The sequence below is a fragment of the Phaeodactylibacter xiamenensis genome, assembly GCF_965229835.1.
GTDB classification, from domain to species: Bacteria; Bacteroidota; Bacteroidia; order Chitinophagales; family Saprospiraceae; genus Phaeodactylibacter; species Phaeodactylibacter xiamenensis.
The window spans coordinates 5069545-5093127 of the sequence record NZ_OZ245931.1 but is presented as its reverse complement, the minus strand read 5'-3'; the positions used below and the strand labels follow the sequence as shown (position 1 = coordinate 5093127).

21 protein-coding genes are annotated in these 23583 nt (G+C 50.2%); 8 read left to right on the top strand and 13 right to left on the bottom strand.

What is annotated here, in order from left to right; all coding sequences use genetic code 11:
* Positions 1-13 precede the first annotated feature (13 nt).
* From ACO08I_RS19425 to ACO08I_RS19415, 3 genes are all read right to left on the bottom strand, one after another.
* Positions 14-862 carry a formylglycine-generating enzyme family protein gene (locus ACO08I_RS19425; protein WP_421946818.1) on the bottom strand — a complete coding sequence of 283 codons (849 nt, stop codon included), beginning with the start codon at positions 860-862 and terminating at the stop codon, positions 14-16.
* Between the two features lie 339 nt (positions 863-1201).
* Positions 1202-2059 (bottom strand): IS3 family transposase, encoded by an 858-nt coding sequence (locus ACO08I_RS19420; protein WP_044220063.1) that lies wholly within the window; start codon positions 2057-2059, stop codon positions 1202-1204.
* Positions 2059-2337 (bottom strand): helix-turn-helix domain-containing protein, encoded by a 279-nt coding sequence (locus ACO08I_RS19415; RefSeq protein ID WP_044220061.1) that lies wholly within the window; start codon positions 2335-2337, stop codon positions 2059-2061. Before ACO08I_RS19415 ends, ACO08I_RS19420 begins: the two co-directional genes overlap by 1 nt.
* Positions 2338-2429: 92 nt before the next feature.
* Here ACO08I_RS19415 and ACO08I_RS19410 point away from each other — a divergent pair, with 92 nt between their 5' ends.
* The 3 genes from ACO08I_RS19410 to ACO08I_RS19400 all read left to right on the top strand — a co-directional run bounded on the left by ACO08I_RS19410 (position 2430) and on the right by ACO08I_RS19400 (position 5107).
* The gene (locus ACO08I_RS19410) at positions 2430-2657 is read left to right on the top strand and encodes a hypothetical protein (RefSeq protein WP_421946817.1); all 228 of its coding nucleotides are present in this window, start codon (positions 2430-2432) and stop codon (positions 2655-2657) included.
* Complete coding sequence (locus tag ACO08I_RS19405) at positions 2654-3649, top strand: UPF0236 family transposase-like protein (RefSeq protein ID WP_421946816.1); 996 nt, start codon at positions 2654-2656, stop codon at positions 3647-3649. Before ACO08I_RS19410 ends, ACO08I_RS19405 begins: the two co-directional genes overlap by 4 nt.
* Before the next feature lie 300 nt (positions 3650-3949).
* The gene (locus tag ACO08I_RS19400) at positions 3950-5107 is read left to right on the top strand and encodes an RNA-binding domain-containing protein (RefSeq protein WP_421946815.1); all 1158 of its coding nucleotides are present in this window, start codon (positions 3950-3952) and stop codon (positions 5105-5107) included.
* Between the two features lie 48 nt (positions 5108-5155).
* Here ACO08I_RS19400 and ACO08I_RS19395 read toward each other — a convergent pair whose 3' ends face one another.
* From ACO08I_RS19395 to ACO08I_RS19370, 6 genes are all read right to left on the bottom strand, one after another.
* A complete protein-coding gene (locus tag ACO08I_RS19395) occupies positions 5156-6673 on the bottom strand; it encodes a Fic family protein (RefSeq protein ID WP_421946814.1) in 1518 nt (505 codons plus the stop codon).
* A gap of 723 nt (positions 6674-7396) precedes the next feature.
* Positions 7397-8536 carry an ATP-binding protein gene (locus tag ACO08I_RS19390; protein WP_421946813.1) on the bottom strand — a complete coding sequence of 380 codons (1140 nt, stop codon included), beginning with the start codon at positions 8534-8536 and terminating at the stop codon, positions 7397-7399.
* Positions 8537-8603: 67 nt separating this feature from the next.
* Positions 8604-8858: a Fic family protein gene (locus tag ACO08I_RS19385; protein ID WP_282784862.1), complete on the bottom strand. Its 255-nt coding sequence runs from the start codon at positions 8856-8858 to the stop codon at positions 8604-8606.
* A gap of 214 nt (positions 8859-9072) precedes the next feature.
* Positions 9073-9843, bottom strand: a complete 771-nt coding sequence (gene proB, locus ACO08I_RS19380; RefSeq protein WP_282784860.1) for a glutamate 5-kinase — start codon at positions 9841-9843, stop codon at positions 9073-9075.
* Positions 9844-9851: 8 nt separating this feature from the next.
* The gene (locus tag ACO08I_RS19375; RefSeq protein WP_421949727.1) at positions 9852-11090 is read right to left on the bottom strand and encodes a glutamate-5-semialdehyde dehydrogenase; all 1239 of its coding nucleotides are present in this window, start codon (positions 11088-11090) and stop codon (positions 9852-9854) included.
* Positions 11091-11100: 10 nt separating this feature from the next.
* On the bottom strand, positions 11101-12039 hold the full coding sequence (locus tag ACO08I_RS19370; RefSeq protein WP_282784858.1) for a hydrogen peroxide-inducible genes activator: 939 nt from the start codon (positions 12037-12039) through the stop codon (positions 11101-11103).
* 172 nt (positions 12040-12211) lie between these two features.
* Here ACO08I_RS19370 and katG point away from each other — a divergent pair, with 172 nt between their 5' ends.
* Positions 12212-14485 (top strand): catalase/peroxidase HPI, encoded by a 2274-nt coding sequence (gene katG / locus ACO08I_RS19365; RefSeq protein WP_421946812.1) that lies wholly within the window; start codon positions 12212-12214, stop codon positions 14483-14485.
* A 75-nt stretch (positions 14486-14560) separates the two neighbouring features.
* Here the strand turns inward: katG and ACO08I_RS19360 are convergent, their stop codons facing one another.
* Together ACO08I_RS19360 and ACO08I_RS19355 are read right to left on the bottom strand one after the other, a co-directional pair.
* On the bottom strand, positions 14561-15241 hold the full coding sequence (locus tag ACO08I_RS19360) for a response regulator transcription factor (protein WP_282784854.1): 681 nt from the start codon (positions 15239-15241) through the stop codon (positions 14561-14563).
* Positions 15234-16559: a sensor histidine kinase gene (locus tag ACO08I_RS19355; protein ID WP_421946811.1), complete on the bottom strand. Its 1326-nt coding sequence runs from the start codon at positions 16557-16559 to the stop codon at positions 15234-15236. Before ACO08I_RS19355 ends, ACO08I_RS19360 begins: the two co-directional genes overlap by 8 nt.
* A 174-nt stretch (positions 16560-16733) precedes the next feature.
* Here ACO08I_RS19355 and ACO08I_RS19350 point away from each other — a divergent pair, with 174 nt between their 5' ends.
* The 4 genes from ACO08I_RS19350 (at position 16734) to ACO08I_RS19335 (ending at position 21459) form a co-directional block, all read left to right on the top strand.
* A complete protein-coding gene (locus ACO08I_RS19350) occupies positions 16734-18686 on the top strand; it encodes an alpha-1,4-glucan--maltose-1-phosphate maltosyltransferase (protein WP_421946810.1) in 1953 nt (650 codons plus the stop codon).
* A 3-nt stretch (positions 18687-18689) separates the two neighbouring features.
* Positions 18690-19271: a GNAT family N-acetyltransferase gene (locus ACO08I_RS19345; RefSeq protein ID WP_282781348.1), complete on the top strand. Its 582-nt coding sequence runs from the start codon at positions 18690-18692 to the stop codon at positions 19269-19271.
* A 243-nt stretch (positions 19272-19514) separates the two neighbouring features.
* Positions 19515-20645, top strand: coding sequence for a hypothetical protein (locus ACO08I_RS19340; RefSeq protein WP_421946809.1), 1131 nt, complete (start codon positions 19515-19517; stop codon positions 20643-20645).
* Positions 20617-21459, top strand: coding sequence for a tetratricopeptide repeat protein (locus ACO08I_RS19335; protein ID WP_282781344.1), 843 nt, complete (start codon positions 20617-20619; stop codon positions 21457-21459). The genes ACO08I_RS19340 and ACO08I_RS19335 overlap by 29 nt, the downstream gene beginning before the upstream one ends.
* Before the next feature lie 16 nt (positions 21460-21475).
* On the opposite strand, the gene mmuM is transcribed toward ACO08I_RS19335, so the two are convergent.
* Both mmuM and ACO08I_RS19325 read right to left on the bottom strand, forming a co-directional pair.
* Positions 21476-22420, bottom strand: a complete 945-nt coding sequence (gene mmuM / locus ACO08I_RS19330) for a homocysteine S-methyltransferase (RefSeq protein WP_282781342.1) — start codon at positions 22418-22420, stop codon at positions 21476-21478.
* Between the two features lie 93 nt (positions 22421-22513).
* A complete protein-coding gene (locus ACO08I_RS19325; RefSeq protein ID WP_044219922.1) occupies positions 22514-23461 on the bottom strand; it encodes a hypothetical protein in 948 nt (315 codons plus the stop codon).
* Positions 23462-23583: the final 122 nt, after the last annotated feature.

Genomic DNA, 23583 nt, shown 5'->3' with positions numbered 1-23583 from the left:
CTTAATTCTATGGTTAAGTATAAAAACAGTTTCTGTCGTGGGAAAGAACTAATCTAAAACCAATAGCTTCACTATATGAATCAGGAAGCCAGCTGTCACGTGAATAAGCAAGACAATTGAATTTGCTTGACAAAAATGCTCCGCCTCTAATTACTCTTGCAGAACCAATTGCAGGACCAAGTGGGTTTTCGACTATTCCATGATGCTTACATATTGAGTAATAGTCTTTAGAATACCAATTACTGCACCACTCAAATACATTTCCGTTCATATCAAACAAACCTAAAACATTGGGCTTTAATAGCCCCACTTCTTTTGTCTCTCCATGACTATTATAGTTATACCAACCTACCTCCTTTAAATGGTTTACTTCTACATATTCTTCATAATTCCTAGCTGAATGGATAGAACCTTTCATTCGTTTTAATGAATTATAATGCCCTCCTTTAGCAGCGTATTCCCATTCAGCTTCTGTAGGTAATCGAAAAGTAAAACCCTCGATTGAGTTTTCTTTTTCTGGGTACTGAGAGTTGAGCCTTGGAAGAAAACCATCTAGATCTTTTTCATTCCATACCCTTCCCTGAATATCTTGCCAATTCACTTGCTCAACTGGACGATTATCACCTATAAACCGAGAGGGGTTTAAATTATTCATTACTGCTTTCCACACTTTCTGAGTAATAGGGTATACTCCTAAATAATAATCATAAGTAATACTAACAGAGTGCTCAGGCTTTTCACTTACTGATCCCTTTGATTCCTCACTGCCCATCACAAACACGCCCGGGCGTACCCGCACCATATCATAGTACAAGCCGTTAGGGAGGGGGTGGCGGTAGGTATTGGGTAAGTCTTGGGACATATCATTTGTTTGTATTGGGGAAATATAGGGCTATTTTCAATATTTTGGATAATGCCGTCCTTACAGGACTGATTTCTGCTTTTCTTGCTTTTCAACAATCTGACGATTGTCGGAAAGAATTATCGTCCCTCTGGGACTGATGATTAATCTAAAAATAAGTTCCGTAGGAACAGTATCTCCTTCTCATGTCCGGAAGTGGACTTACCCCAATTGTCTAGACAGCTTTAGCTGTATTTATGATTTACAAATTAAACAAAAAACACATTCATAATCATCATAATATTTTCTTTTTTTGCTTCTTTTTTTCTTTTGATTTCCACAGCAAAAATGTGGATAAGTTCATTGACATAAGGCTGGCCTAGATTGCAGGTACAACTGGCTCGGGTACTTGTCCCCAATCTTGGAATGCCGCCTGTGGAAATTCCAATTATAGAAGTACTGGGCCAAGCCGTTATGCAGCTCTATGCCGTCCTCGTAAGCTTTAAGGTAGATGTCTTCGTACTTGGCCATCTTCCACAAGTTTTCGATAAAAGCGTTGTCTGTAGCCCGGCCTTTGCCGTCCATGCTCAGCCTTGCACCTTTGCCTAAAACAGTGCTGGTGAATGCATCGCTGGTGTATTGGCTGCCCTGGTCGGTATTGATGATTTGAGGGGCGCCCCATTCAGCTACAGCTTCCTCGAAGCAGCCTGCACACCATGCCGCCTCCATCGTGTTGGATAAGGACCAGTTGACCACAAAGCGGCTGTACAGGTCTATGATGGCAGTCAGGTACAAGAAGCCCTTTGGCATCGGGACGTAAGTGATGTCAGTAGCCCAGACTTGGTTGGGCTGTACAATTGCCAGCCCCCTTAATAAGTAAGGGTAAACCTTATGGTCTTTGCCCCGCTTCGAGGTGTGAGGGCCCGGGAAAATAGCCCTGAGCCCCATCACATCGTAGTACAGCCGGCGGACCCGGTTGCGGCTGACTTTGTAGCCTTCATCCTGGGTCAGGTAAACGTACATCCTTGGGCAGCCTTTGTAGGGGTGGTCGATGTAATGCTTGTCCATCAGGCGCATCAGCTCCAGGTTCAGCTCCGAAGCTGCCCTCGGTTTATAATATAGCGAGGACCGGTTAATACTCAACAGCCTGCACTGCCTGCTCAAGCTCAACTTGGGGTGGCTGCTGTCCAGAAGCAGCCGTTTTTCTGCTAGTGGCATCAGGGCAGCCTTTTTTTTAGAAAATCGATTTCAATGGCCTGTTCCCCGATTTTGCGCATCAGCCGGTCTTTTTCAAGTTCGGCCTCCGATTTGCCGGAAAGTGCCTTGCCTTTGCGGAAAACCGAAGAGGCGCCTGACAAAAACTCCTTTTTCCAATTGGTAATCTGCTGTGGGTAGATCTTATACTTATTGGCAATCTCAGCCAAAGTATTCACTTCCTTGAGGGCTTCCAAGACTACTTTTGTCTTGAAATCAGCGTTGAAATTTCTTCTGCTCATGATAGCTAATTTAAGGGTTTTTATAAATCAAGCTACCTGTCTAGTTTTTTGGGTGTGTATAACAAATTGCACAAGTTAGCTATCTTTAAAGTATGAAGAAGCCAACCCCCACCCCGAGCGAGCTAGAACAAGTTGCCGACGAGATACTAAGTGGCATGCGTGCCGAGCTACTCGACTTTCTGCAATCTCAAGCCAACGCGACCTCATCGTCAGCTTATGAGAATAGCGTTTTAGATTTAGCCCGCCAATTTGCCCAAAAGGTAGCTACCCAACAAGATGGGCCACTGTCAAAGAGCCGCAACGCTAAAAAAAAGTCTTGACAAGTTTTGGGCAGCTTACGCTGTCTAAAAACCACGTGCTATGCCAAGGCACAAAACGCTTTGCCCTCAGTGAGCGCCTGCGGGAGCTGTGCTGCCTGCTAGGACAGGGCAGTGTTTACGAGCAGGCTAGCGAGACACTTGAAGAACTGCTTAGGCTAGACTTATCTGGTATGCAAATACAGCGTGTCTGTATGCACTATGGCAGTTTAGTAGGCCCATTGGTCAGCGCGGATGCGGAAGGGGCCATACCCAGTTTAGAAATTACTGATGAGCAAGCGCCTACTTATGTGATGATGGATGGCATGATGCTCCCTACACGAGAGGAAAAGAGCTGGAAAGAAATTAAGCTCGGCCGCATATTTCAACACCAAGATGTGGTACAACTGTCGGCCAAGCGCAGACAAATACGCCAATCCGTCTATGTGTCCCATTTTGGCAGTGTCGACCAGTTTTTCCCTAAACTGGAGCGCCATCTAGTACCCTATCAAAAAAAGGTCATTTTGGGAGATGGAGCCCCATGGATATGGCGTTGGGCCGAGGACAACTTCCCCGGGGCCCGTCAAATATTAGACTTCTATCACGCTAAAGAAAAACTGGTGCTCTTTGCAAAACATCAGTTTAGAGTAGATGAAAAACGCAAAGCCTGGGTGGCTGGCCAGTGTGAAGTACTCTCAGCCAATAGAGTGCACGAGGTAGTGGATAACGTAAGCTGCCTCAGAGCGAGAAACCACGAAGCCCGGGAAGCTAAGGCGAAACTGCTATCTTATTACGAAGAGTATGAAGACCGTATGCAGTACAAAACCTACAGGGATGAAGGGCTGCTCATCGGCTCTGGACCAGTAGAGGCCGCTCATCGTAGTGTCTTGCAGCAGCGGCTCAAATTATCCGGCCAACGCTGGACGGTTGATGGGGCGCAAGCCATCGCGGATTTGCGGTGCTATCGTAAAAGTGGAGCGTGGAGTACGATCCAGCAACTTGTCGCAGCGGCATAGCTGTGCAATTTGTTATACACACGTTTTTTGGGGGAACTCCAACATGTATTATCCCTGAAAATTCGAAGTCAAGGTTCGGGTTTTCAAGGATAAATCCTTTTTAGCGTTTGCTAGTAATGCGCTCCAGCATCGCCCGCCCCAACTCCGTCACCCGGTACTTCTGATTCCGGCTGCGCGGGTTGTCCGGTATTGCCTGCCTGATGCAGAAGGGGTAAAAGGAATCCGTCGAGTGTTGTTATGCAAGCATGACTATCAATTCTGCCAAAAGAGTGCTAAATTTGGAATGCTAAAAATAATGGCATGAGTGCGGAGGAACTACTGAGTTTAGTAAGAGGAGGCGAGACCAGCCTTATTCAGTTCAAAGAAAATGTAACAAATGCAGTAAGCATTGCTCAGGAGATGGTCGCCTTTTCTAACAGCAAAGGCGGGAAAATCCTGATTGGTATTAATGATAAAACCGGGGAAGCAACGGGGCTCAGCTTTCAGGATATTCAACGTATCAACAATCTACTGACAACTGCTGCTAACGAGCATGTGAAAAGTCCAATTATCATCGAGACGGAAACTGTAGCGGTTAAAGATAAACAGGTTATTGTTGTTCGTGTGCCACAAGGAGTTGACAAACCCTATAAAGATAATAGCGGATTAATCTTTGTGAAGAATGGGGCCGACAAGCGTAAGGTGACCAGTAATGAAGAATTATCCCGGCTGCTTCAAGGTAGTGGGAATCTATATGCTGAGGAACAAATCTTGCATCACTGCACTTATGAAGACCTCAACTGGGATAAATTCAAACGTTTTTACGAAACAACCTACCAAGAAACGTGTGAATGGGAAGACCGGGACCGAATATTTGAAAATCTCCGCCTGGGCAAAGATGGTAAACCCAATCTGGCAGCAGCATTACTCTTTACCGATAAACCAGACAAAACACTCACCGGATTCTTCATCACCGCTATTTGGTTCTGGGGCAACGAACTCCATGAACACGAATACCGATCAAGTGACAACTTCAAAGGGAATATTGCTGAACAGTATCAACAAGCCTATTCCTTCATATACGCTGCGCTCAGAAAAGTACAAGCGGGGCAATCCTTCAACAGCCTGGGCATACCCGAAGTACCAAGTGTGGTCTTAGAAGAATTGTTAGTCAACGCCCTTATCCACCGGGATTACTTCATCAAAGACACCATCAAGCTTTTTCTGTTTGAAAACCGGATAGAAATCAAAAGCCCTGGCAAGCTGCCCAATAACCTGACGACCGAGCAGATCAAACGAGGGATCCGAAAAAAACGAAACAACATACTGGATTCCTTTGCCCCCTCTTTGCTCAATTACCGCGGTGCCGGCAGCGGAATTCTGCGTGCCCTGCAAGCTCATCCGCACATTGACTTCATTAATGATGTAGAAGCCGAACAGTTCACCGTGATCATCCACCGCCCGGAAGAGAAAAGGTAAGTCGTTCAGATATTCTCCTCGCCTTTCACCCGAAAGGATGGGTAGGTTTTACTTTTTCAGCACCGCCCACCCCAACTCCGTCACCCGGTACTTCTGATTCCTACTGCGCGGCTTGTCCGGTACGGTCATCTCTATCCAGCCGTGGTCAAGGGCAGGAAGGATGTATTTTTTGTAGTTGTCAAAGTGGTTTTTAAAGCCAAGCTGTTCCAGTATTTCAGCCCTTGATGAAGGGGTTTTACAAATCCCAATTACTTTAAAAACTAAAGGGTCAACTTGGTCGCTAACTTGGTCGTTAACTTGGTCGTTAACTTGGTCACCTTCAAATATCGGATGTACCGGCAGCGTTGTCAAAAAGTACGTACACTGCTCATCCGTCTCCAGTTGTGGAAGCGGGGAGCCGTTGGCCTCCATGACCCGGCGCATGGTCGGGATACCGGTACCTCTGCCTTCGGTCAGGTGCAATTCTTTCAGGAAGTCCCCTACCCGCCGGTTGCGGTAATCGCGGGCAACGATGCGGCGGTTTTCGGCGAGTATCCGGGCATTAACGGGGGGCACAGGCCCGGGAAAGCTGAGGATTTCGATTTTGTCCGGCCAGATTTGCACCTCTATAGGCTTGCCCAGCTCGTAGCTCTTGTGGTACACCGCATTAGCCAGAGCTTCCTCCACCGCATCATAAGGATAGTTGAAATAACGGTCGGCTTCAGCACGGCCACTTACCTTTTGGACGCGCTCCTCAATGATATTGTTGCGGATGTAGGATAGTGCATTGCGGAGCTGAATGTGCAGGGGGCCTTTGAAATACTTTTCACTGAACCGCTTGCCTGCTTCATCTTCCCGGATCACGACCTCAATCCACGCACGGGAGAAAAAACGCTCTGGTTCCTCACTGAAAAACATCAGCCCGGCATTGACCGGCCGGAGCTGCTCATCCGGCCCTTTGGCAATCGCCATTTGCCGACAGAGGTCTGCGAAGGGCATAGTGGCGCTATGGTCAAAGAGTTCGCTGTCTACTTCATTCAGAAAATCACGAATAAGCCCAAGGCTAAGGTCTTTCAGCGTAGCTTGTTGCTGAACCCGGTCGTCGAATGGTATACGGGCAGTGAGTTCCTGCAATCTGCGTAAGTTTTCACCTTTAGCTTTGATCGTTGAAGCGGCACTCCGTATGTACGAGAACCGTTGTGCACCTTTGTTCAAGCCATCCGGTGCGGTGTAGGGCCGCATATCACCCGCTGGAGCCCAAATGACCAGGATGTGCTTATCTTGTACAACGTACGGCTGGGCAATAGGCAGGTAATTGGGCTGAAGACGTTGACAAAGATTCGTGAGTTCCTTTTGGATACCATCCATCCGTTCAGGAGCAACACCCTCTGGTGGCAATACGGGCCGCCCTTCGCGCTCCTCCACACCAATTATAATGTATCCACCACCCCAGTTATTGATATCGTTAGCGAAAGCGCAGAGCGTACGCAGTACGGGTACCGGATTCCAGTCCCGTTTGAATTCCAAACGCTCCCATTCAATCACTTGTCCGTTGAGTAGCTCTTTAATGTTTATGGGCAATGCCATACGCTTATGGATTTCGTTCTACGTCTCTTTGGCTTTTCGCAATATCGGAATTTTGCACCGGTTTACCCCTGCTTTGATGACAAACGAAACATTAGCATACCTGCATTGTCACCCCTTGCACTTTTTTGTACCTCCGCCCTATTTTCGACCGTTTTGCAGCCATTTGTACCTCCTTGGGTTTTTCTTATGCGTAAGTCTTTAAAATACAAATCATTACAAAGCCTAAAGGTTTTGTACCAGCAAGTTCAAAAAGCCTACAAATACGTTTTTTATTTAATGTGATTTTCAACCCGATAGATCGGAAAGAATAAAATTATTATCTTAACAAACAGGATTCTATCCTTATTTTTATCTATTTTCGCTCATATCAAAGAAATCGACACTTTAGTTTTATTTTTAATATGGCAGACATAAGCGATTTTGCAGTTTTTTGTACCTATCTTGTACCTCTAAAAAACGAAACTCGCCTATATTAACTGATAATCAGCTATTTAAAAACTCAACCAAGGTTTTGTATCGGGAAGTAAATAAGGCCATCAATTACCCAGTGAGCTACCCTTTCCAATGATTGACTAGAGGAGCTTGTCTACTTTCCTGAATTAGGCTAACACCAAGCGAAAGCCGACATCGTTAAAGCAGTGCCTTCGGGGACGGCCGGAACGGTAGTTCATCTGTACATTTACAGGAGTATGCGAAATTTCCCCACCGCACCATGAAGCAGCGCTACAGTCCCCCTAATTGTTGAACCGGCAGTACCGTTATCCGCTCAGACAGCGCATATCTCCGGCTTCCCGGGTAAATGACGTAGAGATGTGACAGGCTCAAATCTTCTATAGCCTGGTGCATAGACTTTGTACGCTTAGGGGCATCCATATATTTGAATTCGGCACCGTAGGAGCGCCCGTTGGACTGCCAGTACAAATCCAGTTCGACGCCAGCGTGGGTCCCGTAGAAAAATACCTCATTGTCCCGCTTGCCCAGCTGAGCAATGGTTTCCTCTACCGCAAAGCCTTCCCAGGAAGCCCCCAGCTTAGGATTTGTAAGCAAGTCATTTTCCTGATGGATATTTTGCAAGGTATGAAAGAGGCCCGCGTCCCGGATATATAGCTTTGGGCTCTTGACCAGGCGCTTTCCTACATTCGTATGCCACGGCAAAAGTATCCGGATCATAAAGGTGTCTTCCAGAATGGAAATATACTTTTTCACCGTATGGTCCGATATGCCAAAAGAGCGCCCCAACTCACTGTAGTTTAGCGTTTGACCATGATAATGGCTCAGCATCACCCAGAAACGGTACATGGTAGAGGAAGGTATAGAGCTCCCTAAGGCAGCCAAGTCCCGCTCCAAAAAAGTAGCAATGAAGTTTTCCCGCCAAAGCCGGCTTTCCTCCAGCCCCTCTGCCAGATAAGACCGGGGGAAACCGCCTCGTAACCACAGCTTTCGGTAATGTGCAGCGCCCACCTCTGACAAGTTGAACCCAGATAAATAATAATAACCGATGCGCCCGGCCAGCGATTCGCCGCTTTGTTGCTTCAAACTGGAGGAAGCGCTACCGAGGATAAGATATTTCTGGTTCTTCTGCTGATCGACCAAATAACGCAGTAACGAAAACAGCTCCGGCTTTCGCTGTATCTCATCAATCATGATCAGGCCTTCCAGGTTTTCCAATGCCAGCTGAGGTTGCTGCAGCATAGCGAGGTCTCGTGGGTTCTCCAAATCGAAGTAATGGTCAGGTTGGAAGGTCTTGGCAAGTGTCGTTTTTCCCGCCTGACGGGGCCCCAGTAGAGCAGTCACGGGGAACACGCGCATTAGTTGTGCTACCGCTGCCTGATCTTGTTTCCTATCGAGAAGTGTTTTACCCATACTCGAAAATACAAATTATCCTTGAAAATTCGAATATCTACTTCGAATTTTCAAGGATAAATCTCTTTTAGCGTTTGCTAGTAATGCGCTCCAGCACCATCTGCCCCAACTTCGTCACCCGATACTTCTGATTACGGCTGCGCAGCTTGTCCGGCACGGTCATCTCTATCCAGCCATTTTCAAGGGCAGGAAGGATGTATTTTTTGTAGTTTTTGGTAGATACGCTTAGGCCCAGTTCTTCCAGGAGTTGCGTACTCGATTTTGGGGTTACTGCCAAACGAACAACTTCCAAAACCCGATCATCTATGGCTTCTTTCTGCAAGCTATTATTTTGGTCGTTAACTTGGTCGTTAAGTTAGTTACAGACTTGGTTACCAACTTAGTTACTCGTCCATTCCGGATGCCAACACAAAGGGGTTATACTCGGAACAGAGAGGTTTGGGCGTCCACCCGACGCACGAGTATATGCCGACACGAAGTCATGTTTGGTCCCAAACTACTTCGTCGTCCGTATAAATGGTATTTTAAGTAACCCCTCACCCCCCAAACCGTGTATGCCGAAATGCCCCCGACAGCGCCCCTGAGATAAATGCCGGGCGACTCCCATTCACAATCCGCATTTCCAACCCGTGGCGCAGGCATAGCTCAGCAGCATAAATCTTGGAAGTCATACCGCCGGTGCCGAGCCCGTTGTCGCGCTCCTCAATAAATGCTTTGACGGCTTCCGTATCAGCAACGTTTTCGATGAGCTCAGCTTCGGGATGCAGGTGGGGGTTTTGGGTGTAGATGCCGTCAATATCGGTGACCAGCATCAGCAGGTCGGCTTCGCTAATGATGGCGACGTAGGCAGAAAGCTTGTCGTTATCGCCAAAGATGATCTCGTCAACGGCTACGGTGTCATTTTCGTTGATGATGGGGATGTAACCGAACTCCAGCAGCTTGTGCAGGGTATTCCGGACGTTCTCCCGGGCGGTGTCATTGTCAAAATCGCGGTAGGTGAGCAGGCATTGGGCAACCTGCAGTCCCAAACTGCCGAAGACTTCATCGAATATCCGTATGAGCTTGGGCTGACCAATAGCAGCCAGGGCTTGCTTGGAGTCAATCTGTGCCGTACCGGCCTGATGGATTTCCGCAAACTGCCGGGCCGTGGCTATGGCGCCGGAGGAAACCAGTATAACGTTGTAACGGTCACGGATGGACAATATCTGCCGGGCCAGGTTTTCAATGGTGGCATAAGAAATACGGTTGCTCCCGCCCGTGAGTGTAGAGGTGCCAACTTTGATGACAATTTTCTTTTTTTGCTCCATGCTGCGTACTACCGTATTTGACCATTTCCATATACCATCCATTTGTTGGAGACCAGTTGCCCCACACTAATCGGGCCCCTTGCGTGGAGCTTCTGAGTGCTGATGGCAATCTCCGCGCCCATCCCCAGCTGCCCGCCATCGGTGAAGCGGGTGGAGGCGTTGTGGTAAACGGCGGCACAGTCGACTTCTTCCATAAATGCCCGGGCCTGAGCCGCGTCTTCCGTGACAATCGTGGCGCTGTGCCCGCCGCTGTATTGGTTCGTAAGTGTAATGCCCTGTTCCATGCTGTCCACAACTTTGAGAACAATACGGTGTGACAAAAACTCCTCATACCACATCGCTTCCGGTACCGGCTGCAAAGCATCGTGGCGGCCTGCCCAACCGTCCTGATCCGCAATGACTTCCAAACCGGCTTCAGAAAGGGCACTGCTGAGGTGCTGAAGCTTATCTTCCAACTCTGGCCAGCCCCGGTCAATCAGGACCTTGTCCAGCGCATTGCACACGCTGATCCGGCTTTTGCCATTCTTAATGATAGACAATGCCATGTCGTAATCTGCCGATGCGCCGACGTAAAGAAAGTTATTGCCCCGGCCGCTCACGATGACCGGAATATTGCTGTGCTCCCGCACGAAAGCGATCAGGCGCTCCCCACCGCGTGGGATGATGAGGTCGAAACGGTAGGGGTTGTCCTTAATAAGCTTCTGAGTGGCGGCGCGATCCAGATTCAGGTAGTTCACATAACCTGTATCCACGCCCTCGGTTTCCAGGGCGCTGTGCCAAAGTTCAGCCAATAGGGTATTGGTATGCAGGGCTTCCTTCCCACCTTTCAGCCAGATTTTATTACCAGCTTTGAAAGCTGTAGCGGCGGCCTCGATGGTCACGTCCGGACGGGACTCGTAGATGATGAGTATTTTGCCGAAAGGCACCGTTTGATTGACCACCTGCATGCCATTGGGGTGACTGAATTCATAGAGCGATTTGCCAACAGGGTCTTCCATGGCTGCTGTTTCCAGACAAGCATCAGCCATGGCTTTCACCTTGACGGGGCTTACTTTCAGGCGGTCATACATGGATTCATCCGCTCCGTCGTAAGCCTTCAGGTCCTGCTCATTGGCAGAGATAATGGCTGCTTCCTGTTCTAGGATTAAAGTAGCCAGATTTTTTAGCACCTGGTCTTTTTGCGCTCTTGTTTCCATCGTAATTATGCCGGTTCTGTTGCGGCAAATATAGGCTTTTTCGGGCTCCACAAGCGCTACATCACAGCTTGGCAATCTGCATTTCGCTATTCTTTAAGTGACTCGTTTGTAAAGTTGGCTTGATCAATTGCCTGATCTCATTAGAAAGGGCGCTAATCAGCCGTAACTTAGCATAGGGGCGGAAGTACACCAGGCTAACTTCCCGGACCGGATAGGGCGGATTGAAATCCCGGACCTTTACCTGCCGCTCAGCCGGCAGGTCTTTACAGTATAGTTCGGGAATCAACGTTAAGCCATTGAGGTTATCCACGATATTGAGCAAGCTATCAAAAGAATTCGGGCTGAAACTCAGGTTCGAGTCCATTTGCCTTGAATTGAGGGCGCAGATATTAATCACCTGATCAGTCAGGCAGTTGCCTTCTTCCAATAACCACACCTGCTCATCAGCGATATCCTTAGGTGTAAGGAACCTCGTCTCCGAAGAGGTAGTATTTCCGTATACCATTAGCTTTTCGTAGTACAGTATGTCTTCCTCCAGCTGATCTTCCCTCAGAGGCGTTGAGGCGATCCCTGCATCCAATTCTCCATTTCGCAATTGGTCGATGATATGCTGAGTCGTAATTTCCCGCACATTCAGCTTAAGCTTAGGGTAAGCGCTCAAAAACTGAGGTAAAATACGGTGCAACAGATTACTCGCAATTGTAGGAATAATACCTATGTTGAGCTCGCCCTCAATAACACCTCTGGCTTCGGAGGCAAGCTCCTTAAGCCTGCTGCTATGCCTAAGTACCTTGTGCGCTTCATCAATGATATCACGCCCACACTCCGTAGTAAGAATAGGGTTCGTCTTGCGGTCAAATAAGACAAGCTCAAGCTCTGATTCCAACTTTTTGACCATCGTGCTCAAAGTGGCCTGTGTAACGTGGCAGGCCGCAGCCGCTTTGCTAAAACTCTTTAATTTATCTACCGTGACGATATACTCCAGTTGCTGCAAATTCATCTCTGTTATTGATTTTATCAATACACAATATAAAAAACATTCTCTTTGTCAATATAAATTCATAGGTCATCTTTACACCCTCAACACTAGAAAACATGCAAATACGCTCCTACTCTGAGTTAAGCACATATTATCATCCATTCAACGAAACCACTAAAAAACATTAGAATTTATGAAACAATTACTTTTCATTGGCCTCCTTTTACTCAGTGTTCCTGCTCTCGCCCAGGATATGGCTGGTGAATGCCCTTTCGGGCATGGAAGCAGCTCTAAAACAGCCGTTACAGAGCGCAGGGAAGCGATGATGCAAAAAACACCTCCTTCTACAAACAAGGATTGGTGGCCCAATCAGCTTAATCTTAACGTGCTCCGGCAAAACAGTATGAAGTCCAATCCAATGGGGGAAGATTTCAATTATATTGAGGCTTTCAATAGCCTGGATTATGAAGCACTCAAAAAAGATATCGAAGCCGTACTAACCGACTCCAAAGACTGGTGGCCGGCGGACTTCGGCAACTATGGCCCGCTCTTCATCCGTATGGCATGGCACAGTGCGGGCACTTACCGGTCTGGCGATGGCCGGGGTGGTTCCCGTGCCGGGCAGCAGCGGTTTGCGCCTCTCAATAGCTGGCCTGACAATGCCAACCTGGATAAAGCCCGGCGCCTCCTTTGGCCCGTCAAACAGAAGTACGGCAGTAAAATCTCATGGGCAGACCTTATGATCCTGACCGGCAACGTAGCCCTGGAGTCGATGGGCTTCGAAACAATTGGTTTCTCCGGCGGGCGCGAGGATGTATGGGAACCTGAAAGTGATGTGTACTGGGGTGCTGAGACGGAGTGGCTGGACGATGTTCGCCATCAGAATGGCGAACTGGAAAACCCGCTGGCTGCTACGCAGATGGGGCTTATTTATGTCAATCCGGAAGGACCGGGCGGCAACCCTGACCCTCTGGAAGCAGCCAAAGCTATCCGGGAAACTTTCGCCAGGATGGGCATGAACGACGAAGAAACCACCGCCTTAAATGCAGGTGGCCATACGTTCGGCAAAACCCACGGAAGGGGACCGGCTTCTCATGTAGGCGCTGACCCTGAAGCTGCGGGCATCGAAGAACAAGGGCTCGGCTGGAAAAGCACCTATGGCACAGGAAAAGGTAAGGATGCCATTACTTCAGGCCTGGAAGTAACCTGGACGGGCACTCCTACACAATGGAACCACGGCTTCTTCAAAATTCTATTTGGCTATGAGTGGGAGCTTACAAAAAGCCCTGCCGGAGCGCATCAGTGGGTGGCTAAAGGTGATAATGCATTCATCCCTGATCCTTTCGACCCCAATGTAAAGCATAAGCCAACAATGCTGACTACAGACCTGGCTTTCCGCTTTGATCCTGAATACGAAAAGATTGCCAGAAGGTTCCTTGAAAACCCGGAAGAACTGGAAGCAGCTTTCGCTAAAGCCTGGTTCAAGCTCACCCACCGGGATATGGGGCCCAAATCTACCTATGTAGGCCCTGAGGCACCAAAGGAAAATTTCATCTGGCAAGACCCTATCCCCGAAGTAGACCACGAACTGGCCGACGAGAAAGATATTGCCAGACTGAAGGAACAATTGCTGAACTCCGGGCTGAGCATTTCCGAAATGGTAACTACGGCATGGGCTTCTGCCTCTACTTACCGTCACTCCGACCGCAGAGGCGGCGCCAATGGTGCACGCATCCAACTGCTCCCGATGAGAGAGTGGGAGGTCAACAATCCCCCGCAACTGGAAAAAGTGCTGAATACCCTGAGAGAAATTCAGGAAGATTTTAACAGCAAGAACAAGTCTAAGCAAATCTCCATAGCAGACCTGATTGTACTCGCGGGAACCGCTGCCGTGGAAAAAGCAGCTCAGAACGCTGGCTTCGATGTAGAAGTGCCCTTCTCTCCTGGCAGAATGGATGCCCTGCAGGAACAAACCGACATCGAATCCATCAACCTGCTGGAGCCAATGGCTGACGGATTCCGAAACTACCAAAAGACGCAGTACACCTTATCTACCGAGCAGCTAATGGTTGACAAAGCACAGTTGCTTACACTTACTCCGCCGGAAATGACCGTCCTCGTAGGAGGTATGCGGGCTCTTGGAGCTAACTATGATGGTTCAAAAACCGGTCTGATGATCAACAGCAAAGATCAACTGACTAACGAGTTCTTCGTCAACTTACTAAGCATGGACTACGAGTGGAAACCACAGGATGACAAAAAGCAACACTTTGACGTCATCAACCGGAACACGGGCGAAAAGGTATGGAAAGCTACCCGCGCCGACCTGATCTTCGGCTCCAACTCTGAGCTGCGTGCCTTGTCTGAAGTCTATGCTTCTGAAGATACTAAAGAGAAGTTTGTACAGGACTTTATCAATGCCTGGACTAAAGTCATGAACCTCGACCGCTTTGACCTGAAAATGTAATCCGGCCAATACAAACGGCTAATAAACGGGCTTTCCTGCACACAGGAAAGCCCGTTTTCGTAATAGAGACCTCAACTACCCCACCTCCAGCACAAATCCACTCCCATACACATTCCGGATTTCAATCGCTGGGTCAGCCGACAAATACTTGCGCAGGCGGGAAATGAAAACGTCCATGCTGCGGCGTGTGAAGTAGTCGTTCTGCGACCAGACTTCCTTCAACACCTGCTGCCGGGACAACAGCTGCCCTTTTTGCTGGCAAAGCAACAACAGCAGATGAGCTTCGCGCTCGGTGAGGCGGCGGGGTAGCTGCCCGGGGAAAACCAACTCCTGATTCTGCACATCAAAAGTGTATTGCCCGATGGAAATTGTCTCGGCCGTGGGCACCTCCGGCTGCGCCCGCCTCAGAATAGCCCGGATACGCGCCACCAGCTCTTCCTCATCCACCGGCTTGACCAGGTAGTCATCGGCACCCAGGTCAAACCCCTTGAGGCGATCTGCTTTAAGGGCGCGGGCAGTCAGGAAAATCAGGGGTTGTTTAGCCGACTGCCTACGGATTTCCCTGGCCAAACTAAACCCATCGCGCCCGGGCAGTCCCACATCAACGATGCACAAGTCTACAGGGTGTTTTTCAAAGGCCCGCAAACCGCTGTCGCCATCTTTGGACCAAAGGACTTCAAAGCCTTTCATCTCCAGATAAGCCTGCAGGGCAAAACCCAGTGTATCGTGGTCTTCGACAAGCAAAATCTTAGCCATACTGTAGTTGTTTTGGAGAGGTTTCTCCTGGTTCGAAATCGGGCAGGTACAGCCAAAAGACCGCCCCGCCTTCGGAATGGTTGTGCATCCCGGCCTGCCCATCGTGCAATCTGGCTACCTGCTGTACATAGCTCAGCCCAAGCCCAAAACCCTGTATAGCACCGGCATGCAGGCGTACAAATTTCTGAAAAACATCGGCCTGCCTGGCTTCAGGCACTCCATCGCCGTTGTCTTTGACTTTCAGGGTCAACCCCTTTGGCCCACTTATGGCTTCCACCCGAATAACCGGCGGTTGCCCACCGTATTTCAGGGCATTGTCAAGAAGGTTGGCCAGGGCATTAGACAGATGGCCGGCATCAGCAGTCAGAAAACCATCGGGCCCAATAAAAGACCACTGCAGGCTTCCTCCTTCAGCCTTAACTTTCGGCTCAAAGGCTGCACAGGTCTGATGCAGCCATTCAGCAACTGCAAGTGCCCGACGTTCCAGCTGATATACCGGCTGCTCCAGGCTCGCCAGTTCCAGCACCTGCTCTATCTGGGTTTTCAACTGCTGGTTTTCGGCGGACAGCCGTCCGAGGTACATTTTTACCTGCTCCGGCTGACTATCGCTTAAGGCCTGCTCTGCCAGTTTTAGTAATAAGCTACTGGAAAATACCGGTGTTTTCAGCTCGTGCGTCAAGGTGTTGATGAAGTCGTTTTTGACCGCTACCAACCGCTGTTCCCGCCGCACTTTGCGCACCAGTAATACAAACCCAAGGAGCAACATCGCCACTCCTAATACCGTCAGCGCCAGTAGAAGCCAGAGGCGCTCCAACAAATGTGGTAAAAAATCACGCAGTTGTAAATGCAGGTAAAGCTGACAGGCACAAGCTTCTGCAAGCGTACCTTCAATCTGATAAGCATAAGTGCGGTAGGCGGCTGTTTCCGACCAATCGAACCGGTCTCCAACGAGGAGCGGATAATGCCAGATGGATTCCGATAAGGCAATGGAAAAGGGCATTCGCTTTTGTTGTGCTTCCAGGCCTGCCCGCAGCCGTTCTTCAAGCTTCAGCCGGAGCCCGTACCGGAGTGAGTCCGGAACCGCCTGCCCTTTCCGCCTCATGCGCTGCAGCTCCAGAATACCTTGCGCTACATCAGGGGTTTGTGCAATGCCTGCCCCCGTTTCTTCCAGCAATTGGCGCAGCTCCCGGTCGAACAACTGCTTTTCCACCACAATGCCCGACTTCACCCATTGGAATTGCACCATACCAAGGCTAAGCAGGGCTGCAACGACAAGGGCTGCCGGGAAAAGGTTCCTGAAATCGGGCTTGTTCATCATGTTTCTAAAGATACAGCATAAATGTGGCAGTCGCCAGGTTGTTAACCCTTCAGCAGGGGGCTTAACCTTCTGTTTGCATTTGCCGGAAAGGCGGGTTTTCAATTTTCAGTTACGATTATTCTCCCTACTTTTGTTTGCATACAAAACCTTCCTCTCTTAAGCGAAAAAACGAACATGAGAAACCGAGTTGTTATCGAAAATGTACAGCCGGAAATAGACCACGGCAATTATTTTATCAAACGGGTACCGGGTGAACGGGTGGATGTCACCGCCGATATTTTTGGTGACGGGCATGACCACATCCGCGCTTCGCTCCTCTACCGCCACGAGAGCCAGAAACGCTGGACCGAGGTCTTTATGGAGGAAGGCATAAATGATGTGTGGACCGCCAGTTTCAAAGTGGAGCAGAAAGGCCTCTACCACTACAAAGTTTCCGGATGGATCGACCACCTCCTGCACTGGTATGATGGCTTCCTTAAAAAAAAGGAAGCAGGCCAGGATATGAAGGTAGAGCTCAAAATCGGGGCGGGCTTCCTCCGCCGTGCTGCAGCTCAATACCCGAAGCCTAAAGCCAAAGACCTGAAGGAGGTGGCGGATCAGCTGGAGGAGGAAGGAAAGTACGATGAGGCAGTACAGCTCGTACTTAGCCCGGGCTTCAAGCAGATCGTTGAGTCTACACCCTTTAAGCAGTTCGAAACCATCTACGACCACAATCTCCGGGTACGGGTGGGCTGGGAAAAGGAAATGTTTAGCACCTGGTACGAGCTGTTTCCGCGCTCAACTGCACAGGAGCCTGGCCGGCACGGTACCTTTAAGGATGTGGAACGCCTGCTGCCCCGTGTTCAGGAAATGGGCTTCGATGTGCTCTATATGCCTCCGGTACACCCTATTGGAAAGCTTAACCGCAAAGGCAAAAATAACAGTACGAATGCCAAACCCGGCGAGCCGGGCTCTCCCTGGGCCATCGGTAGCGACGAGGGCGGCCATAAGGCCATTCATCCCGAACTGGGCACGCAGGAGGACTACGAAGCGCTGATTGAGAAAGCCCGGGGTATGGGCATCGAAGTAGCGCTTGATCTTGCATTTCAGTGCGCCCCCGACCATCCCTATATCAAGGAACACCCGGAGTGGTTCGTCTGGCGCCCGGACGGGACGATCGCTTACGCGGAAAACCCGCCAAAAAAATACCAGGACATTGTCCCGATTAACTTTGAGACCGAAGACTGGAAAAACCTCTGGGAAGAGCTCAAGAGCGTGGTCCTCCACTGGTGCGAAGCCGGCATCCGCATTTTCCGGGTGGACAATCCACATACCAAGCCGTTCCGCTTTTGGGAATGGTGCATAGCGGAGGTACAAAAACAATACCCCGACACCATCTTCCTGGCTGAGGCCTTTACCCGGCCTAAGGTCATGGCGGAGTTGGCAAAAGTAGGCTTTAACCATTCGTACACCTATTTCACCTGGCGCAATACCCGCCGTGAACTGGAAGAGTACATGACCGAACTGACCCGCACCGAGTCCCGGGAGTACTTCCGCCCCAACTTCTGGCCCAATACGCCGGATATCCTGGCTTATGAGTTGATGAACGCCGGGCCTTCCACCTTCGCGAAACGCTTTATGCTGGCCGCCACCCTGTCTTCCAACTATGGTATGTACGGGCCTTCCTACGAATTCATGGAGCACAGCCCCAATACCAATGGCAAGGAAGAATACCTGAATTCCGAAAAGTACGAAACCCGCCACTACGACTGGAACCACCGCAACCGCCTTACGGAGCTGATCACTAAGGTCAACCATATACGCAAGGAACAGCCGGCCCTGCAGGATACCTGGAATATTCACTTCACCCGCACCGACAACGAGTCGCTGATGAGCTATGTAAAGCTCACCGAGGACAAAAGTAACATCATCTGGTGCGTAGTAAACTTCGATACCGACTACCGCCAATCTGGTTTTGTGGAAGTCCCCAAGCAACTGCTCGGCCTTACCGGTACTGTCAACCTGAGGGTAACAGACTTGCTGACGGGCCAGATTTACCATTGGTTCAATGACTGGAATTATGTGGAGCTCAACCCAGATCAGCTGCCCGGGCATATTTTCAAAGTGGAACTGAATAACCGCCGGTAAACGATGCCTGACATCCTGCAGCTTAGTGGTGGAGAAGCATCGGGCTATGTGGAAGACCTGGCACGCCTGCGTATTCAGGTCTTCCGCGAATACCCCTATCTATACGATGGCGATATGGCCTATGAAGTGGCTTATGTGGACACTTTCCTGCAGGCCCAGCAGAACTTTATGGTGGTCGTGAAGGACGGTGATACCGTGGTCGGCGCGAGTACCGGGCTGCCCCTCGTGGAAGAGACCGACAACATCAAAGCCCCTTTTCTGGAAGCCGGATGGGATATCACCAAAATCTTTTATTTCGGAGAGTCGGTGCTGCTACCGGAATACCGGGGCAAAGGCTATGGCAAACAATTCCTTGAACTGCGGGAAGCCTTCGCCCGTTTGCAGGGTTTTTCCATGCTGACCTTCTGCGCGGTGGTCCGCCCCGATGACCATCCGATGCGGCCCGAAGGCTATCAGCCGCTCGACCCACTTTGGCGGGCGCAGGGTTTTCAGCCGGAAGACCTGCACTGCCTCATCAGTTGGCAGGAAGTAGGGGAAGCGGAGGAGTCTGCGAAGACGCTGCAATTCTGGACTAAGCCGATATAACCGAAACGTGTGCAAAACAAATTGCACCAATGAATAGTCTGGCAGCATTCGTGAATAAGCTGGAGCAGAGCGGGAAGCTCTACCCCAGCAGCTATCGCGCTTAAATGCAGAGGGTTGCCCCTAGTATTGATATCCGGTGGTCACTTTCTGTTTTGTGCAATTTGGTATACACACAAAACCAAAACCGGTATTGAACGGATTCGGGAAATTGGTGTATCTTTTGCTAACCATTGCACCAAGCCCATGCGTAAACCCCTTTTCTTCCGGCTCCCGGCAATCTTAGCCCTTTGCTTTCTGCTGAGCCAATGCCAACGCCACCATCCACTGCCGGAAACGGTAGCCGGTTACTTCCCACACCCGGCTTTTTTGCAGGAAGGGATCGCCCAAAAGTACTACTTCCACTATCAGCGCCCGGACCAATCCGAAATATGGACCAATATTAACTACCTCACTTACCAAATCAACGATCAGCAGGAGTTGATCATCACCAATTACGATGCGGACTTTACGCCGAACCGGCTGCGAAGGGTGGTCTTTGATCATGGCGCGATGGAGGTTTTGGAAGATGTACAGTACGATGGGGCGGACACAACGCGGTCTGCTATGCTACACCCCACAATGCGCAACTGGCTCGCCGATACGGCTACGCTGATAAAAGAGAAAAAAGCCGGCGAACTGATCATTCAATCGACCGAACAGCAAATCCAACGCAAAGATACGCTGATAGAGAACCGGCCGGGGGTGATCTTCTACGGTCAATACGAGGCAATCCGCTACGCTGCGGGAGACACGACCTCCTTCTCCAACACCTTTACTGAAACCTACCTGGAAGGACTGGGCCTTTACCATCAGCATTTCCAGTCCGATCGTTTTCAGGGCACGCTTGAGCTGATCGCGCAAATGCCCATGCCTGAATTCCGGAAGCAGCAACAACATGGGCTTGAGCGGGTAGCTTATATTGATCCTGAACACACCCTCGGCTACCGGCCTGATTTCAAGCTTTGCACAACTACCGAAGCCATCATTGATTACTACAACGCCGATCCGGATATTCACTATCGGGGCGGAAAGTACGCACTTTGGAAAGCGATACGCCCACAGCTCGAGCCTGGCAAGCTGGAAAATGCTTCCGGTTATCTGACGTTCCGCTTTGTGATCAACTGCGAAGGGGAGACTGGGCGCTTCACCCTTGAGCAGGCTGATTTGGATTTCCAGCCTACTCAATTCCCGGAACAAACGGTTGTGCATCTGGGTGAAATCACCGCTGGTCTCACCGATTGGCAGCGTGGGCAGCTCAAAGGCGAGCCCGCCGATGCTTATGCTTACTTAACCTATAAACTCAAAGATGGTGAACTGGTCGAATTACTTCCTTAGCTTTTTCATTTTGCTTCTGCTGGGCAGTTGTCAGCCCAAGCCTGCACTCTACGAAAAAGAGATCGCTAAAGCAGACTACCCTGCCCTGTCAGAACAGCTTATGGGTGGGCGTCATTTTTATTATCAGGGGGCGGTTGGCCATACTTTGGTCATGCAGGAAGCCATGCACTATGACCCTTCAAGCCCTATCCCGCACCGGGAACTGGGCGCACCAACCGTAAAGCGCGGTATGGCTAAAGACTTTTACCGCCATTATCAAAATGCAATATCCAGAGATCCTGTGCAATGGCAGGGCTGGCGGGGCTACCTGTATCTCTATTTTTACCGGGACTACGAGCGGGCCCTTGCCGACTTTCAGGCATTGGACACCCTTACGCCCAACTTTGTCGATTATCCACAGGCCACTTCCGTGCTATTCATGAGCGGCATCTGCTACCTGCAAATGGGGCAGTACGAAGAGGCGATCCGGTTTTTTGACCAGCACATTACCGAAGAGCTAAAGACCGTGGAAGAGAGCTACATCGGCACCGAAACCTTCCTGTTCAAAGGCATTGCCCGGGCTAAACTGGAGGACTGGAAAGGGGCCAAAGCGACTTTTGAACGCGGCTTGCGCAATGCAGAAGGGAAAAGCGCTGATTTATGGTTCTGGCTGAGCCAGGCAGCAGCGGAATTGGGCGATACGACCCAGGCCAGGGAAGCTCTGGAGAACGCCCTGCTACAGTTCGACCAGGGCTACTTCCACGACCGCCCCTATGTGGAGGAGTTTTTTCAGACTTACCGGGAGCAGTTGGTGGAGTTTGGGAAAGGGTTATAAAGTGGTATTGGATTAACTAATTTCCCCTAAGAGTAATCGAAAGAAGCCTCTCCCGCAACGCCCGAATATCCTCAGGCCGGGTACGGCAACAGCCACCAAGGAGGCCTGCACCCGCCGCCAGCCAGGCTTGCGGCAAAGCACCGAACCCTTTTGGCACCCGATAGGTAGGTAGCCAACACTGCCGTTCAGCATCCCACCCTTCTCCACTGTTCGGATAAATGATCAGCGGCTTGGAGGCGTGCGGTTTTAAGTTGGATAACAGCGCCGTGCCCAGATGCGGCGGCATACAATTGAACCCCAGGGCTACGACCTGAGGATGCGTGCCCAAAAGTTGCCCTACTGCCGATATGGGCTGCCCTTCGCTAATGTGAGCGGTATCCTTGGCGGTAAAACTAAACCAGGCTTGCACATCCGGAAAGGTTTCGAGCAGCCTGAGCAGCACTTCCGCTTCCTGAAGGCTGGGCAGGGTTTCAAAAGCCAGCAGGTCGGGAGCAGCTGCCAATAACCACTCTATGCGGGGAAGGTGGAAATCCCGAAGTGCCTCATCGGTTAAACCGTAATGCCCTCTGTATTCCGATCCATCAGCCAGGTAAGCGCCGTAGGGGCCAACGGAACCCGCGATGAGCGGCGCAGTGCCCTCCGGCAAACCACTCTCCTCAAGATAAGCCGCCCGTGCCTCCTGTGCCAGTTCGACACTGCGTTGCACCAGTTCCTTTGCCTGTTTTTCGGTATAGCCTGCCATTAGAAAGCCCGCCCGTGCCGCCTGATAACTCGCTGTGATCGCCACATCAGCCCCTGCCCGGAAATAATCCAGATGAACAGACCGGATAAGCTCAGGCTGCTCCTGCAAAATACGGGCAGACCACAAGCCTCCGGACAAGTCTGCGCCCCGGTGCTCCAGCTCCGTAGCCAGGGCGCCATCCAGTAAAAGAGGTAATGATCGGTTGAATAGTCGTTTCATAAAAAAACCGCCGGCAAAAAATCAATGCCGGCGGTATTACAATATTTGAAGGAAAACGTGGTGTTCGAATTTAAAACTATCCGAATATCATGCTTACAGCCCCTCGAGGGCAAGCATGATATCGGACAGGGACGCCGCTTCGGGCGTTATACTAATGGTCAGATTCTCCATAATAGTGACGGTCTTTTCTTCCAGGAAGTACATGCCTTCCTCTCCTTCTGCGATCACGATAATTTTGGCAGGCTCGCCCGCAGGCAGGCCGTCGCGGCAACAATCGGGGCGCAACGCATTCTCCTCTTCAAAAGGGATGGTTGTTAAGCCATTATAATCGCGCAGAGCGATGAAAGCAACCGTATTCTTAGCATCGAAGTTGTAAGGCAGATTGAGACAAACCTCAGCTGTGCCCTGTTCTTCTGACAGGTAAGTGCCACACTTGAGGTAGCCCAGTTCAGGGCTGGAAAACTCAAACCCGGGAACAGGCTGCCCGGAGAACGGGTCTTCCAGTTCGACAGAGCGTACCGGCGCTTCGCCCAGGCTGTATTCCATCCATTCCATCGTGCCATCTTCCGCGGCTTTGCCGGTGAACAGGCGCATTTGCGAATTGTACCGGGCCGTAGCCATCTGAATCCGGATCAGCTTGTCGGATTTCAGGCGAAGCTGCTGCCCGCCCTGTTCCACTTCGATAAAAACTGTTCCTGCAGACTCAACAATACCCTCCGCACTGGCGGTGGTAATTCTATTACGCAGTAAATCTTCTTTGCTGTAAAGGTCAAGCACTTTTGCCTGAACCGTTCCCGACACTTCCGCCCCATCCGGGAACAGAAAAGCGTTGGGAGGAACAATTACCCGGCCGTAGCCGGGCAATGTTATAAGTTTTTCTTGCGATGCGTCCCAACTAATCGGTATAGGATTGGATTGTACCGCCTCAAAGAAGCGGTTGATATTGCCGGAAGTAAGCTCAAGGGGCTGGAATTGGTCAACCTCTTCCACGCACCCCGTCAGTAGCATCGCAATTCCAAAGTATGTAAAAAGCCTTCTCATTCAGTATAGAGATTTGTCTAAACCTCCGGTATTTTCCGGCAATTGGATTGTATGTACACCCTCTAGACCCGGCAAGTTGCCCATCCGTTGCCTGAGGTTTAAATTTTTTTTACTTTCGGTGA